General features: G+C 74.0%; 14 protein-coding genes. 1 reads left to right on the forward strand and 13 read right to left on the reverse strand.

The features are described 5' to 3' along the window. Positions 1-52: 52 nt before the first annotated feature. Complete coding sequence (locus C1I92_RS16640; RefSeq protein ID WP_111255773.1) at positions 53-628, reverse strand: TetR/AcrR family transcriptional regulator; 576 nt, start codon at positions 626-628, stop codon at positions 53-55. A gap of 29 nt (positions 629-657) precedes the next feature. Between C1I92_RS16640 and C1I92_RS16645 the strand changes: the two genes are divergently transcribed. Beyond that, a complete protein-coding gene (locus C1I92_RS16645; RefSeq protein ID WP_111255774.1) occupies positions 658-1,098 on the forward strand; it encodes an SRPBCC family protein in 441 nt (146 codons plus the stop codon). A 4-nt stretch (positions 1,099-1,102) separates the two neighbouring features. Here the strand turns inward: C1I92_RS16645 and C1I92_RS16650 are convergent, their stop codons facing one another. The 12 genes from C1I92_RS16650 to C1I92_RS33385 form a co-directional block, all read right to left on the reverse strand. Continuing rightward, complete coding sequence (locus C1I92_RS16650; protein WP_146605168.1) at positions 1,103-1,579, reverse strand: hypothetical protein; 477 nt, start codon at positions 1,577-1,579, stop codon at positions 1,103-1,105. A gap of 13 nt (positions 1,580-1,592) precedes the next feature. After that, complete coding sequence (locus C1I92_RS16655) at positions 1,593-2,621, reverse strand: sigma-70 family RNA polymerase sigma factor (protein WP_369124109.1); 1,029 nt, start codon at positions 2,619-2,621, stop codon at positions 1,593-1,595. Positions 2,622-2,792: 171 nt separating this feature from the next. Continuing rightward, positions 2,793-3,752, reverse strand: coding sequence for a sugar phosphate isomerase/epimerase family protein (locus tag C1I92_RS16660; protein WP_111255776.1), 960 nt, complete (start codon positions 3,750-3,752; stop codon positions 2,793-2,795). Positions 3,753-3,787: 35 nt separating this feature from the next. Then, a complete protein-coding gene (locus C1I92_RS16665; RefSeq protein ID WP_111255777.1) occupies positions 3,788-4,795 on the reverse strand; it encodes a sugar phosphate isomerase/epimerase family protein in 1,008 nt (335 codons plus the stop codon). Between the two features lie 35 nt (positions 4,796-4,830). Continuing rightward, positions 4,831-6,210, reverse strand: a complete 1,380-nt coding sequence (locus C1I92_RS16670; protein ID WP_158564169.1) for an alkaline phosphatase family protein — start codon at positions 6,208-6,210, stop codon at positions 4,831-4,833. Next, positions 6,207-7,382 carry a metabolite traffic protein EboE gene (gene eboE, locus C1I92_RS33855; protein ID WP_158564170.1) on the reverse strand — a complete coding sequence of 392 codons (1,176 nt, stop codon included), beginning with the start codon at positions 7,380-7,382 and terminating at the stop codon, positions 6,207-6,209. The genes C1I92_RS16670 and eboE overlap by 4 nt, the downstream gene beginning before the upstream one ends. Continuing rightward, positions 7,382-8,254, reverse strand: a complete 873-nt coding sequence (locus C1I92_RS16675) for a TatD family hydrolase (RefSeq protein ID WP_111255778.1) — start codon at positions 8,252-8,254, stop codon at positions 7,382-7,384. Before C1I92_RS16675 ends, eboE begins: the two co-directional genes overlap by 1 nt. 2 nt (positions 8,255-8,256) lie before the next feature. Beyond that, a complete protein-coding gene (locus C1I92_RS16680; protein ID WP_111255779.1) occupies positions 8,257-8,919 on the reverse strand; it encodes an EboA domain-containing protein in 663 nt (220 codons plus the stop codon). Continuing rightward, positions 8,916-9,797, reverse strand: coding sequence for a sugar phosphate isomerase/epimerase family protein (locus tag C1I92_RS16685; protein ID WP_111255780.1), 882 nt, complete (start codon positions 9,795-9,797; stop codon positions 8,916-8,918). The genes C1I92_RS16680 and C1I92_RS16685 overlap by 4 nt, the downstream gene beginning before the upstream one ends. A gap of 220 nt (positions 9,798-10,017) precedes the next feature. Then, on the reverse strand, positions 10,018-10,872 hold the full coding sequence (locus tag C1I92_RS16690) for an SCO3242 family prenyltransferase (RefSeq protein WP_111255781.1): 855 nt from the start codon (positions 10,870-10,872) through the stop codon (positions 10,018-10,020). Beyond that, positions 10,869-12,026 carry an inositol-3-phosphate synthase gene (locus C1I92_RS16695; protein WP_111255782.1) on the reverse strand — a complete coding sequence of 386 codons (1,158 nt, stop codon included), beginning with the start codon at positions 12,024-12,026 and terminating at the stop codon, positions 10,869-10,871. Before C1I92_RS16695 ends, C1I92_RS16690 begins: the two co-directional genes overlap by 4 nt. Further along, positions 12,023-12,232, reverse strand: coding sequence for a hypothetical protein (locus C1I92_RS33385; RefSeq protein ID WP_146605169.1), 210 nt, complete (start codon positions 12,230-12,232; stop codon positions 12,023-12,025). The genes C1I92_RS16695 and C1I92_RS33385 overlap by 4 nt, the downstream gene beginning before the upstream one ends. Positions 12,233-12,244: the final 12 nt, after the last annotated feature.

Here is a 12,244-nt window from a genome sequence, read left to right on the forward strand (position 1 = left end):
CACCGGCCCTTCCGAGAATTTTCGGCCCCCATTCTGACCGATCCGGGCGTTCTCAGCCCGTCGAGGACGGCAGGGTGGCGGCGTACAGGCCCACGAACTGCTCCATCGCCGCGTCGACGCCGGCGCGGTCGCCGGTCGCGAGCAGGTCCAGCAGCAGCCCGCGCCCGACCGCGACGCCGAGGCGGGCCTGCGCCCGGGCGATCTCCGGCGCGACGCCGGCCCGCTCCAGCGGCGCCGCCAGCGCCGTCACCCACGCGTCGACGACGCCGTCGAGCAGCGGCAGCGCGCCCGGGTCGCCCTGGAGGGCGCGGCCGTAGAGCTCGAAGAAGAGTCGTTCGTGCGGCCACAGCGCCGGGTCGGCGAGCTGCGCCCAGAACCGCCGGCCGGCCTCGATCGGGTCGTCGGTCGCGGCCAGCTCGGCCAGCAGATCGCGCTGGCGTTCCTCCATTGCCCGGGCGAGCTCGACGAGCAGGCCCTCCTTGGAGCCGAAATGGTAGATCAGCATGCGGTGACTGGTGCCCAGCGCCGCCGCGATCTGGCGCAGGCTGCGCTCGCCCACCCCGTTCGCGGCCACGTACTCCAGCGCCGCGCGCAGCAGCCGTTCCTTCCCGGCACCCGCCTCCGTCATGCCCCGATCCTATCTGTACCATTTGGTACATGGGTGTTCAGCGCATCGACGTCACTGCCACCACGACGGCGCCGCCGGGCGCCGTCTACGCACTGCTACGCGACGGCGCGAGCTGGCCGGGCTGGTCCCCGATCGGCTCGTTCGAGCTGGAGTCCCCCGGCCAGGACGGCGGCGAGAGCCTCGGCGCGGTCCGGGTCTTCCGCACCGGCCGCGTCGCCAGCCGGGAGCGCCTGGTCGAACTGGTCCCGGACCGGCGGCTGAGCTACGTCCTGCTGTCCGGCCTGGCGATCGAGGACTACCGCGCCGACATCGACCTCGCCGAGGGCCCGGACGGCACCACGATCCGCTGGCGCTCGTCGTTCCGGGCCAAGGTCCCCGGCTTCGGCGGCCTCTACCGCCGCACGCTCACCAAGTTCATCCAGCAATGCGCCGGCGGCCTCGCCGAGCACGCCGCCGTGGCGGCCGGCTGACCCGCTACTCCACCTCGTTGCGGACGAGGGCGACTGCGGCGTCGACGCGGGCTTTGGTGGCCGGGTCGGCCAGGTCGATGCCGGAGTCGACCTGGACGGTCCACGCGAGCTCGTCCGACGGGGTGCGGCGGCCGGTGACGCGGACGCCGCGGCGGCCGTCGACGGTGATGTGGCGGCTGATGACGACGCTCTGGGTGACCTGTTCGCGCACGACGTCGACCAGACGGCGCGGCGAGGACAGCGCCACTCGGTGCCGGGTCCGGCGGCCGCGGGCGTCGGGCACCTCGGTGACGACGAGCACCTCGGCCTCGCCGTCCCAGGACGCCGTCTCCACGGACGTCCACGCGACCGACCCGCCGCGCAGCAGCAGCCGGCTCGTCGTGGCGACGACGTCGCCGTCGGGCCCGTCGCCGGTGGCGAGCACCCGCTCCCCCGGCGCGAGCCCGTCGACGGCAGGGCGACTCGTGCGGCGCAGCTTCACGCCCCCACCCTAGTCAGCCCAGGTAGTCGCGCAGCTCGCTGGCCCACTCGTTGCGCCGCAGCTTGGTCAGCGTGCGGTGCTCGATCTGGCGCACCCGCTCCCGCGTCACGCCGAACTCGCGGCCGACCTCCTCGAGCGTGCGGGTGCGGCCGTCGTGCAGGCCGTAGCGCAGCCGGACGACCGCCCGCTCGCGCTCGCTGAGCCCGTCCAGCACCTGCTCGACCTGGTCACGCAGCAGCAGCTGGGCGACCAGCTCCTCCGGCGACAGCTCGTCGGTGTCCTCGACGAAGTCGCCGAACATGTTCTCCGACGACTCGCCGACCGGCAGCTGCAGGCTCACCGGCTCCTCGGCGTACGAGAGCAGTTCGACGACGCGGTCGGCGGAGAGCGCGGTGGCGGCGGCCAGCTCCTCGACGGACGGATCGCGGGCCTGCGCCTGCGACAGAGTCCGCAGCACCCGAAGGACCCGGTTCAGCTCGTCGACGACGTGGACCGGCAGCCGGATGGTGCGGCCCTGCTCGGCCAGCGCCCGGCTGATCGCCTGCCGGATCCACCAGGTCGCGTAGGTGGAGAACTTGAAGCCGCGGGCGTAGTCGAACCGCTCGACGGCGCGGATGAGGCCGACGTTGCCCTCCTGGATCAGGTCGAGCAGCGGCAGGCCGCGGCGGGTGTAGCGGCGGGCGATGGAGACGACGAGGCGCAGGTTGGCCTCGATGAGGGCGGCCTTCGCCTCCTGGCCCAGCCGCACCACCTCGGCCAGGGCCTCGTCGTCGAAACCGGACGCGGCGAGCCGCTCCTCGGCGAGCAGCCCGGCCTCGATCGCACGTGCCAGCCGGACCTCGTCGGGCCCGCTCAGCAGCGGGATCCGGCCGATCTCGCGCAGGTACCGGCGGGTGAGATCGGCGCCGGAACCGGCATCGGTGAACTGCGGCGCCGGCGCGGCCGGCGGCTCGTCGTCGTCGACGACGGCTGTTGGCACAGCGTCGCCCGGTCCTCTGACCTCGGAAAAGTCACCGTCCGGCCGTCCACGCTGGGACGGCAGCGCGCGACCCTCCGCCCTCGATCGGATCACCGGCACCACCTCGGTCCCCCAAGTGTGCCTTGACGAGGTGTCCCGCAGCTACCCTTCCGGCCGAATCGAAGATCATCGACACGCGGACGAAACACGGCGGCGGCCCGCCGGAGCGGACCGCCGCCGGCACCGACCAGCAGTTCAGCGCATGCGCAGACTGGTCAGGTACTCGTAGCCGACCTGCGCGGTCTGGAGCGGGGTCACATCCGGGGTGTCGTTCTCGACGATGTACTCCAGCACGCGGTGCGCGCGGAAGATCTTCGCGAAGTCGATGTGCCCGGTGCCGAGGTCGGCCATGTCGCCGCCGGCGAGATGCCGGTCCTTGACGTGGTACTGCAGCGTCCGCTGCGGCGCCGCGTCGATGACGTCGATGGCGAACTGCTCGGAGTCCGCCACCGCGACGCCGCTGTTGATGCCGCCGGTGACGGCCCAGTAGAGGTCGACCTCGAGGTGGACCAGGCTCGGGTCCAGCTCCGACGTCAGCACCTCCCACGGGGTCACGCCGCCGCCGAGGTCGGTGGTGAACTCGTGGGCGTGGTTGTGGTAGCCGTAGCGCAGCCCGTACGACCGCGCCAGCGCCGCCTCCTCGTTCATCTGCTCGGCCCACTGCTGCCAGTCCGAGAGCGAGTCCGAGGCAAGGAACGGGACGACGATGAAGCGCTGGCCGAGCGTGGCCGCGTTCTCCAGCTTCGCCTCCAGCGACGCCTGGTCGCCGCTGATGCCGTCGTGGCTGGACGTCGCCGAGATGCCGATGCTGTCGTAGAAGTCACGCAGCTGGGCGGCGGTCCGGCCGAAGTAGCCGAGCGCCTGCTCCACCTTCGTGTACCCGTAGTCGGCGATCGAGCCCAGCGTCGCGTCGTACAGCGCGCCGGGCGCCAAGGCGTCGCGCACCGTCCACAGCTGGATGCTGATCGCACCGCGCGGGACGATCGTGCGGCCGGTCGGCTGGGCGCCGGCCGACGCGGGCAGGGCGCCGGCCAGACCGCCGGCCAGCACGCCGCCGGCGGCCGCGGCGGCGCCGACCAGGAAGCGCCGCCGGCCCAGCCCACGGCTGCCCAGCGACTCGTCCAGCGCGCGATCGCCGTCGAATCCGTAACACATCGTCGTGCTCCTTTCGGGGGTGATGCTGCGGAGGTCTAGTCGGTGGAGCTGAAGGCCGCGTCGAACGCGGCCGTCGGCGCGTCGAACACGCGGGACCTCACGAACTCCAGCGCCTCGGGGGCGCCGCGCAGCCGGTCCATGCCGGCGTCCTCCCACTCGACGGAGATCGGGCCGTCGTAGCCGATCGCGTTGAGCATCCGGAACGACTGCTCCCACGGCACGTCGCCGTGCCCGGTGGAGACGAAGTCCCAGCCGCGACGGGGGTCGGCCCAGGGCAGGTGCGAGCTGAGCCGGCCGTTGCGGCCGTTGCCGAGCTGCTTCTTCGTGTCCTTGCAGTCCACGTGGTAGATGCGGTCGCGGAAGTCCCACAGGAACGCGACCGGGTCGAGGTCCTGCCAGACCATGTGGCTGGGGTCCCAGTTGAGCCCGAACGCCTCGCGGTGCCCGATCGCCTCCAGCGTCTGCACGGTGGTCCAGTAGTCGTAGGCGATCTCCGACGGGTGCACCTCGTGCGCGAACCGCACGCCGACCTCGTCGTACACGTCGAGGATCGGGTTCCAGCGGTCGGCGAAGTCGCGGTAGCCGGCCGCGATCATGTCGTCCGAGGCCGGCGGGAACATCGCGACGTACTTCCAGATGGCCGAGCCGGTGAAGCCGACGACGGTGTTCACGCCGAGCCGGGCGGCGGCGCGCGCCGTCACCTTCATCTCCTCGGCGGCGCGCTGCCGGACGCCTTCGGGGTCGCCATCGCCCCAGATGCGGTCCGGCAGGATGCCGCGGTGCCGCTCGTCGATCGGGTCGTCGCAGACGGCCTGGCCCTTGAGGTGGTTGGAGATCGTCCAGACCTTCAGGCCGTTCTTCTCCAGGATGTCCAGCCGCGACTTCACGTACGCGTCGTCCTCGGCCGCGCGCCAGACGTCGAGGTGGTCGCCCCAGCAGGCGATCTCCAGGCCGTCGTAGCCCCACTCGCCGGCCAGCCGGGCGACCTCCTCGAACGGCAGGTCGGCCCACTGCCCGGTGAAGAGGGTGATCGGTCGTGCCATGGTGTCTCCTTCGTGCGTCGGTGCGGTGCGCTCGGTCACTTCCGTACCGGGGTGCTGAGCCCGGCGAGGTCGAGCATGAGGTCGCGGACCTCGGTGGCGGCCAGCTGGTCGCGGGCCGTCGACGGGTCGCTGCACAGCAGCACCGGCCCGTCGGCCGGGTCGTCGGGCAGCCGGCCGTGAGTCCCGCGGACCCACTGCCCGTCCAGCGGCACGACGCTCATCGCGTACCGCAGCCCGAGCTTCTTCTTCGCCAGCGACATCCCGGCCCGCAGCTTGACCCGCGGGTCGGCCGGGTCGAGGAACAGCTCGGCCGGGTCGTAGCCCGGCTTGCGGTGGATCTCCACACCGCGGGCGAAGTCGGGGGCGCGGTCGTCGTGCAGCCAGTAGTAATAGGTGAACCAGGCGCCGAGGTCGGCGACCAGCACCAGCTCGCCGGAACGCTCGTGGTCCAGCCCGAACTCGCGCTGCGCCTGCTTGTCCAGGACGAGGTCCACCCCGGGCAGCGCCTCGCACTGCTCCCGGACGGCCTCGAGGTCACCGGGGTCGCGAACGTAGACGTGCGCCACCTGGTGGTCGGCGACGGCGAACGCCCGCGACGCCCACGGGTCCAGGTACTCCATGCCGGCCTGCGTGTAGACCTCGAGCAGCCCGGCCTGGCGCAGTGCCCGGTTGACGTGCACCGGGCGGCTGGCGGGGCCGATGCCGTACTCGCTCAGCGCGACGACGGTGACGCCCTGGTTCCGGGCGTCGGTGAGCAGCGGGGCGAGCACGCGGTCGACGTCGCGGGCGGCGGCGACGGCCTGGGGGCTGTGCGGCCCGAACCGCTGCAGGTCGTAGTCCAGGTGCGGGACGTAGGCCAGCGTGAGGTCGGCCCGCGGCATCAGCCGGCGGGTCGCCTGCACGATCCAGTCCGACGACTTGATCGACGCCGTCGGGCCCCAGTACTGGAACAGCGGGAACTCGCCCAGCGACCGGGTCAGCTCGTCGTGCAGCGCCGGCGGCCGGGTGTAGCAGTCCGGCGACTTGCGGCCGTCGGCGTGGTAGATCGGCCGCGGCGTGACCGTCCAGTCGGTGTCGGCGCCCATCGCGTACCACCAGCACACGTTCGCGACCTTGTAGTCCGACTTCGCGCGCCGGGCGACGTCCCAGACCTTCTCGCCCTGGACCAGCCGGTTGTGCTGACGCCAGAGGAAGATCTCGCCGAGGTCGCGGAAGTACCAGCCGTTGCCGACGACGCCGTGGTCGCGGGGCATCGCGCCGGTGAGGAACGTCGACTGGACCGAGCAGGTCACCGCCGGCAGGACGGTGCCGAGCGAGGCCTGCCAGCCCTCCCCGGCGATCGCCCGCAGGTTCGGGGTGTGCTCCAGCAGCCGCGGCGTCAGGCCGACGACGTCGAGCACCAGCAGCTTGTTCACGCGATCTCCTCCATACCGATCTCCGCCATCCGGTCCGCGACCCAGCGCAGCTCCGCCGCCAACCCGGCCACCAGCCCGTCGGGGCCGTCCGGCCGGCGCCCGGCGGGCAGCACCGACCAGGTGTACGTCTCGACCTCCACGTGGTCCGTGACCGCGCGCGGCCCGCCGAACAGCCCGCGCAGCGTCGCCGTCAGGTGGTCCTGGGTGGCGGTCAGCGGCGGCTCCGGCTGCTCGTGCACCGGGACGTGGAAGTGCACCCGCCACGGCCCGTCGTCGGGGAACGCCGCCGACGACAGCGCCGCCGGCAGATCGTCGGCGCTGACCACCTGGCCGCGGGTGAGCGCGCGGGTCTGGTGCAGGAACCGGTCCTCGGCGTAGGCCGCGAGCGCCCGGCGGGCGGCCGGGTCGGACGGGTCGGCCACCTCCAGCGCCGCCGACGCCTGCGTCTTGACGACGGACAGCCCGGCCGTCTCGAGCGCGGCCAGCGCGTCGGCCGGCTCCTCGAACTGCGTCGCCAGGTGACAGGCGTCGAGGCAGACGCCGATCCGGTCGGTGTCGACGCCGCCCAGCTGGGCCACGGCGCCGTCGATGGTCTCGACGACGCAGCCCGGCTCCGGCTCGAGCGCGACCCGGATCGTCCGCCCGGTGTCCGCCTCGACCTTGGCCAGCCCGTCGGCCAGCTGCGCCAGCCGATCGGCGGCCAGCCCGCGGCGGGCGTCGTCCCATGGCGTGCGCCAGGCCAGCGGCAGGCTGGACACGCTGCCGCGGACGGCGTCGTCGGGCAGCAGCGCCGCCAGCACCCGGGCGCAGTCCAGCGTGTACGCCAGCCGCTCGGCGGTCAGCCAGTCCGGGTGGTAGACGGCCAGCTTGACCCGCGGGTCGTGGAAGCCCTGGTAGGGGAACGCGTTGAGCGTCACCACCTCCAGCCCGCCAGCCGCGAGCGTCGCCCGCAGCCGGTCCAGGTCGGGCCGGCCGGCCTCGGACGCCAGCCGCGCGACCACCGGGGCCGGCAGCCACAGGCCCAGCCCCAGCCGGGACACCCCGAGCCGGGACCGGGCGCCGGCGCCGTAGCGCGTCACCTGGTCCAGCAGCGCCTCGACGTCCTCGGTCGGGTGGACGTTCGTGCAGTACGCGAGGTGGACGACGGTGCCGTCGGTGTGCCTGAACCGCATCACGCCTCCGGGCGCTGGCCGCGCAGGATCGAGTTGCCCTGGAACGTCGCGGTCCGCTCGGTGCCGGCGAGGTCGACCTCGTCCAGCAGCAGCCGGCCGCTCTGGCCGTAGAACGCGACCGGGTTCTGCCACAGCACGCGGTCGACGTCGTCGGCGTCGAACCCCTCGGCGAGCATGGCCCGGCCGGTCTTCACCGTCTTCAGCGGGTCGCTGTGCCCCCAGTCGGCGGCGGAGTTGACGATCATCCGGTCCAGCCCGCGATCGGCGAGGATCCGCACCATGCGGTGCTCGTCCATCTTGGTGTCCGGGTAGATCGAGAACCCCATCCAGCAGCCGGAGTCGGCGACCATGCCCACCGTGGTCTCGTTGAGGTGGTCGACGAGCACGCGCTCGGGCGGCAGCCCGCTGGCCGCGACCAGCTCCAGCGTGCGCCGGGTGCCGGCCGCCTTGTCCCGGTGCGGCGTGTGCACGAGGACCGGCAGGTCGTGCTCGCCGGCCAGCTCCAGCTGCCGGACGAACACCTTCTCCTCGTCGTCGGTCATCGAGTCGAAGCCCAGCTCGCCGACCGCGACGACGCCGTCCTTGGCCAGGTAGCGCGGCAGCACCTCCAGCACGCCGTGGCAGCGCGGGTCGTTGGCCTCCTTCGGGTTCAGCGCGATCGTGCAGTGGTGCCGGATGCCGAACTGCGCGGCCCGGAACCGCTCCCAGCCGACGAGCGCATCGAAGTAGTCGACGAACGAGCCGACGTTGGTGCGCGGCTGGCCGAGCCAGAACGCCGGCTCGGTGATCGCCCGCACGCCGGCGGCGTACATCCGCTGGTAGTCGTCGGTGGTGCGGGAGGTCATGTGGATGTGGGGGTCGAAGATGCGCATCGTCAGGCCTCCTGCGGCGGGACGGGGAAGCGGCCGTCGACGGCCTCGGGGTGACGGCCGAGGATGCGCCAGGCATCGCTCGGCACGGACCGCCCGGCGGCCACCCGCTCGTTGCCGTAGTCGGCGACCATGCGGGCCAGCTCCTCGTCGGTGCGCTCGTCCAGCCCGGCGACGGCGTCCAGCGGCACGCCGACGAACAGGCACTTCAGCACGCCCTGTCGCCACGCCGCCGCGTCCAGGTGCTGAGCGGCGTACGGGCCGAGCGCCGCGGCGACCAGCCGGACGTCGTTCGTCCGCAGCGCGTCGGCCACCAGCGGCAGCCCTTCGTCGGCGACGTCGAGGTCCGGCAACGCCCGCAGCACCGCCCGTTTCTCGTCCGCGTCGCCGAACCGGTACAGCTGGCCGACCTCGCGCACCAGCGCGGCGCGGTCCAGCCGGGCGGCGGCGGTGACCAGCAGCGCCGTCCGCGCCTCGTCCTCCAGCCGAGGGCTGCGCAGCCCGTCCGGGTCGGCCGGGTTGGACGGCCCGCGGACCACCCGCCGGCCGACCGCCGGGAACAGCACGGAGATCCGCCGGGGGTCCTCGGCGACCTCCGCGAGCAGCTCGGCCAGCCGCTCGCGGGCCGCCTGGTCCAGGTGCGGGGTCCGATCGATCGTCGCGCTCATGACGCTCCTCCCTCTCCCCCGTGTCCCAAGGCAACGGCCTCGGCGGCGCGCAGCGCCTCCAGCGACCGGCGTGCGACGGCGGGCGCGGCGTGCCCGTGCCGCGGCAGCTCGACGGCGGCCAGCCCGCCGTAGCCGGCGTCGAGCAGCGCGCCCAGCGCCGCCGGCAGGTCGATCTCGCCGTCGCCGAACTCCAGGTGCTCGTGCACGCCCTGGACCATGTCGTCGAGCTGCACGTTGGCCAGCAGGTCGCCGGCCTGGTGGACACAGTCGGCGACGGTGCCCGCCTCGTTCGCGACGACGTGCCCGACGTCGAGCGTCACCCGCAGGTGCTCCGGGTCGCCGAGCCGCTTGCGCAGCTCCAGCACGCCGCCGACGGTGTCGACGAACATGCCCGGCTCCGGCTCGAACGCGCAGATCATGCCCTGCTTGTCCGCCTCGTCCAGCACCGCGGCGACGCCGGAGGTCAGCCGCCGCCAGCCCTCCTCGGCGCTGACGCCGCCGGGCAGCGTGCCGGACCAGAACGACACCGCCTCCGCGCCCAGCTCGGCGCCGATGCGCACCGCCCGGCACAGCAGGTCGACGCGGCGCTCCCGGCCGGCGTCGGAGATCAGGTTCGGCTCGTGCTTGCGCCACGGGTCCAGCACGTACCGCGCGCCGGTCTCGATGACGACGGCCAGGTCCAGCTCGGCCAGCCGCTGCCCGACGGCGACGGTGCGCGCGGACAGATTCGGCGCGAACGGGTCCAGGTGCGGATGGTCGACGGTGAGCGCGACGCCGTCGTAGCCCAGCCCGGCGATCACGGCCAGCGCGTCGTCCAGCCGGTGGCTCCCGAACCCGTTGGTCCCGTAGCCGAAGCGCAGGTTGCGGGTCTCGCTCATGTCGCCGCCCCCTTGGCTCGCCGGGAGTCCGGTGACCGCTTGGCTCGCTGGGGGTGACCAGCCGCGCCCGAAATGCCCGCTTCGTGGAGCGCTCCGGCGTGCCAAGGAAACGCCCGCCACCCGCTCGCGCTCCCGGCGACCGCTTGGCTCGCCGGGGGTGACCAGTCGCGCCCGTAATACCCCACTTCGTGGAGCGCTCCGGCGTGCCAAGGCTGCCTGGTCATGTCGGCGACACCACCTTCGACAGCGCCCGCACGGCCGGCCCGATGCCGACGACGGCGCCGGCCAGCGCGACCGCGCCGGACCGGGCCAGCAGGGCCGACTGCAGCGGGATCACGCCGCGCACCCCGGCGCCGGTCGCCGAGCGCACCGTCGCCGCGTCCGGCGTGCGGGCCGCGCCCAGCTGCGCCTTGCCGACGGTCGCCGCGTACAGGCCGGCGAACGCCGCGGCGGCGATCGCTGCTGGCCGGACCGGCCACGGCACCGCAGCGGCGGCCGCGGCCGCCGTCGTCGTGCCGAGGGCGAACCGGGCCGACTCCGGCGAGCCGCCGTGCACCTCGCCGCGGCTCAGTACGGTGACGCCGGCGGTGTGGGTGGCGACGGCGAGCGCGGGCAGCGCCGCCGCGCGTTCCCGGCCGCCGGCGCCGAGCAGCACGTCCAGCCCACGCGCCGCCGCCATCACGACGGGGCCGGCCGGCGTCGGCTTGGCGATGAGGTCGTACGCCCACACCGTCGCGGCCAGCGGGACCGCGACCCGCAGCGCCCGCCGTCCGCCCGCGACCGCCGCCAGCCCGAGGCCGGCCGCGGTCAGTCCGGTGGCAACGGCCAGCGCCTGCGCCGGCGTGACCCGGCCGGACGGGATCGGCCGCTCCGGCCGCTCCGCCTTGTCCAGGTCGCGGTCGGCGTAGTCGTTCAGCGCCATCCCGGCCCAGTAGAGACAGGCCGAGGCCAGCGGCGTGACCGCGGTCCGGGCGCCGTACGGGAACCCGGCCGCGGCCGCGCCGGCCAGCGAGTCGCCCGGCACGGTCAGCGCCGCGGGCGCCCGCACCAGCTCGGCGACGTCGCGCAGCCTCATAGGTCTCCCCGGCCGGCCCGCTCGCACCAGGCGGACAGCGCCGCCCACTGCGAGCTGAGCGCGTGCACCTCGCTGCCGGCGGGGTCCTTGAAGAAGAAGCCGAACTCCTCGACCGGCCCGGCCGCGCCCAGCTCGTGCGCCCGCGCGATCAGCCGGACCAGGTCCAGCACCAGTGGCGCGGCCAGCGAGGAGTCGCAGCCGGACCAGGTGAACTGCATGGTCATCCGGGTGCCGAGGAAGCCCTCGAACGACACCAGGTCCCAGGCGGTCTTCCAGTCGCCCAGGTCCGGCACGTAGTCGATGTGCAGCGGCCCGTCGACCGCGTGGCCGAGGATCGACTCCAGGCCGTTGGCCTTGGTGGCGATCTTGCTGGCCGCGTTCTCCGGGTCGGCCAGGGTCTGCCCGTCGCCGCCGCCGAGCAGGTTCACCGACGACCACGAGCGCACCTTCAGCGCGCGCATCGCGAACATCGGCCCGAGCACGGTCTTGACCAGCGTCTCGCCGGTCTTGGCGTCCGAGCCGGCCCACGGCACGCCCCGTTCGAGAGCGAGAGCGAGCAGCGCCGGGACCCGCGGCCCCGGGCTCGGTGTGAACGCGACGTACGGGCAGCCGGCCCGGAACGCCGCGTACGCGTACAGCGAGCTGCCCGGCAGCGGCGACCCGCCCGCGTCCAGCGCCGCCTCCAGCGCCTCGATCGTCGCCAGCGCCGGCTCGTCGCCGGCCACCGGCGGCTCGGTGCTGGACACGTCGACGACGACGACGCGGTCCAGGCCGTGCTCGTCGCGGAACGCGCGCAGCTCGGCCTCGACCCGCTCGGCCGCCGCGCGCTGCGTGCCCTGCCCGGCCACGACGCCGGGCCGGATCCGCTCATCGGCCGCGGCGAGGTCGCCGGCCAGGACGGTGGCCAGCGCGGGCGGGAACACCCCGCCCGCGCTCAGCTCCTCGGCACGCTTGCCCAGCGTGCCCTCGACGACCTCGTGGCCGCCGACGACAACGCCGTCCAGCGCCGGCAGCCCGGCCGCCGCGACCTCAGGCAGCTCCGACACCATGCCGGTGTGCCCAGCCAGCCGGGACCGGATGGCCAGCAGCCCGACGGTGGTCGTGGTGGCCACCGACCCACGGGCGCCGACGAACCAGATGCCGACGCCGCTCATGCGACGACCCCTTCCGAGGACGCCACCAGGGTGGCGCCCCGGTGCCGGAACGGAGCGCGTCGCTCCGGCACCGGGGCCGGGAACCGGCTGACGCCGGCTCCCCGTCGCCCACGAGAGTCCGGCCCGGCGATCCGGGGCAGGGCCGAGGTGCCCTGGTCGCGGGTTCCGTTCCGGCGCAGGACGCCGGACGGCAGCTGAACTCTCATGGTGACGTCTCC

Source organism: Jiangella anatolica, from assembly GCF_003236295.1.
In the GTDB taxonomy this organism is placed as follows: domain Bacteria; phylum Actinomycetota; class Actinomycetes; order Jiangellales; family Jiangellaceae; genus Jiangella; species Jiangella anatolica.

What these genes read in the sequence shown, in the direction of transcription:
- C1I92_RS16640 (WP_111255773.1), bottom strand. Translation starts at nt 628, where the DNA reads ATGACGGAGGCGGGTGCCGGGAAGGAACGGCTGCTGCGCGCGGCGCTG.
- C1I92_RS16645 (WP_111255774.1), top strand. Translation starts at nt 658, where the DNA reads ATGGGTGTTCAGCGCATCGACGTCACTGCCACCACGACGGCGCCGCCG.
- C1I92_RS16660 (WP_111255776.1), bottom strand. Translation starts at nt 3,752, where the DNA reads ATGTGTTACGGATTCGACGGCGATCGCGCGCTGGACGAGTCGCTGGGC.
- C1I92_RS16665 (WP_111255777.1), bottom strand. Translation starts at nt 4,795, where the DNA reads ATGGCACGACCGATCACCCTCTTCACCGGGCAGTGGGCCGACCTGCCG.
- eboE (WP_158564170.1), bottom strand. Translation starts at nt 7,382, where the DNA reads ATGCGGTTCAGGCACACCGACGGCACCGTCGTCCACCTCGCGTACTGC.
- C1I92_RS16675 (WP_111255778.1), bottom strand. Translation starts at nt 8,254, where the DNA reads ATGCGCATCTTCGACCCCCACATCCACATGACCTCCCGCACCACCGAC.
- C1I92_RS16680 (WP_111255779.1), bottom strand. Translation starts at nt 8,919, where the DNA reads ATGAGCGCGACGATCGATCGGACCCCGCACCTGGACCAGGCGGCCCGC.
- C1I92_RS16685 (WP_111255780.1), bottom strand. Translation starts at nt 9,797, where the DNA reads ATGAGCGAGACCCGCAACCTGCGCTTCGGCTACGGGACCAACGGGTTC.
- C1I92_RS16690 (WP_111255781.1), bottom strand. Translation starts at nt 10,872, where the DNA reads ATGAGGCTGCGCGACGTCGCCGAGCTGGTGCGGGCGCCCGCGGCGCTG.
- C1I92_RS16695 (WP_111255782.1), bottom strand. Translation starts at nt 12,026, where the DNA reads ATGAGCGGCGTCGGCATCTGGTTCGTCGGCGCCCGTGGGTCGGTGGCC.
- C1I92_RS33385 (WP_146605169.1), bottom strand. Translation starts at nt 12,232, where the DNA reads ATGAGAGTTCAGCTGCCGTCCGGCGTCCTGCGCCGGAACGGAACCCGC.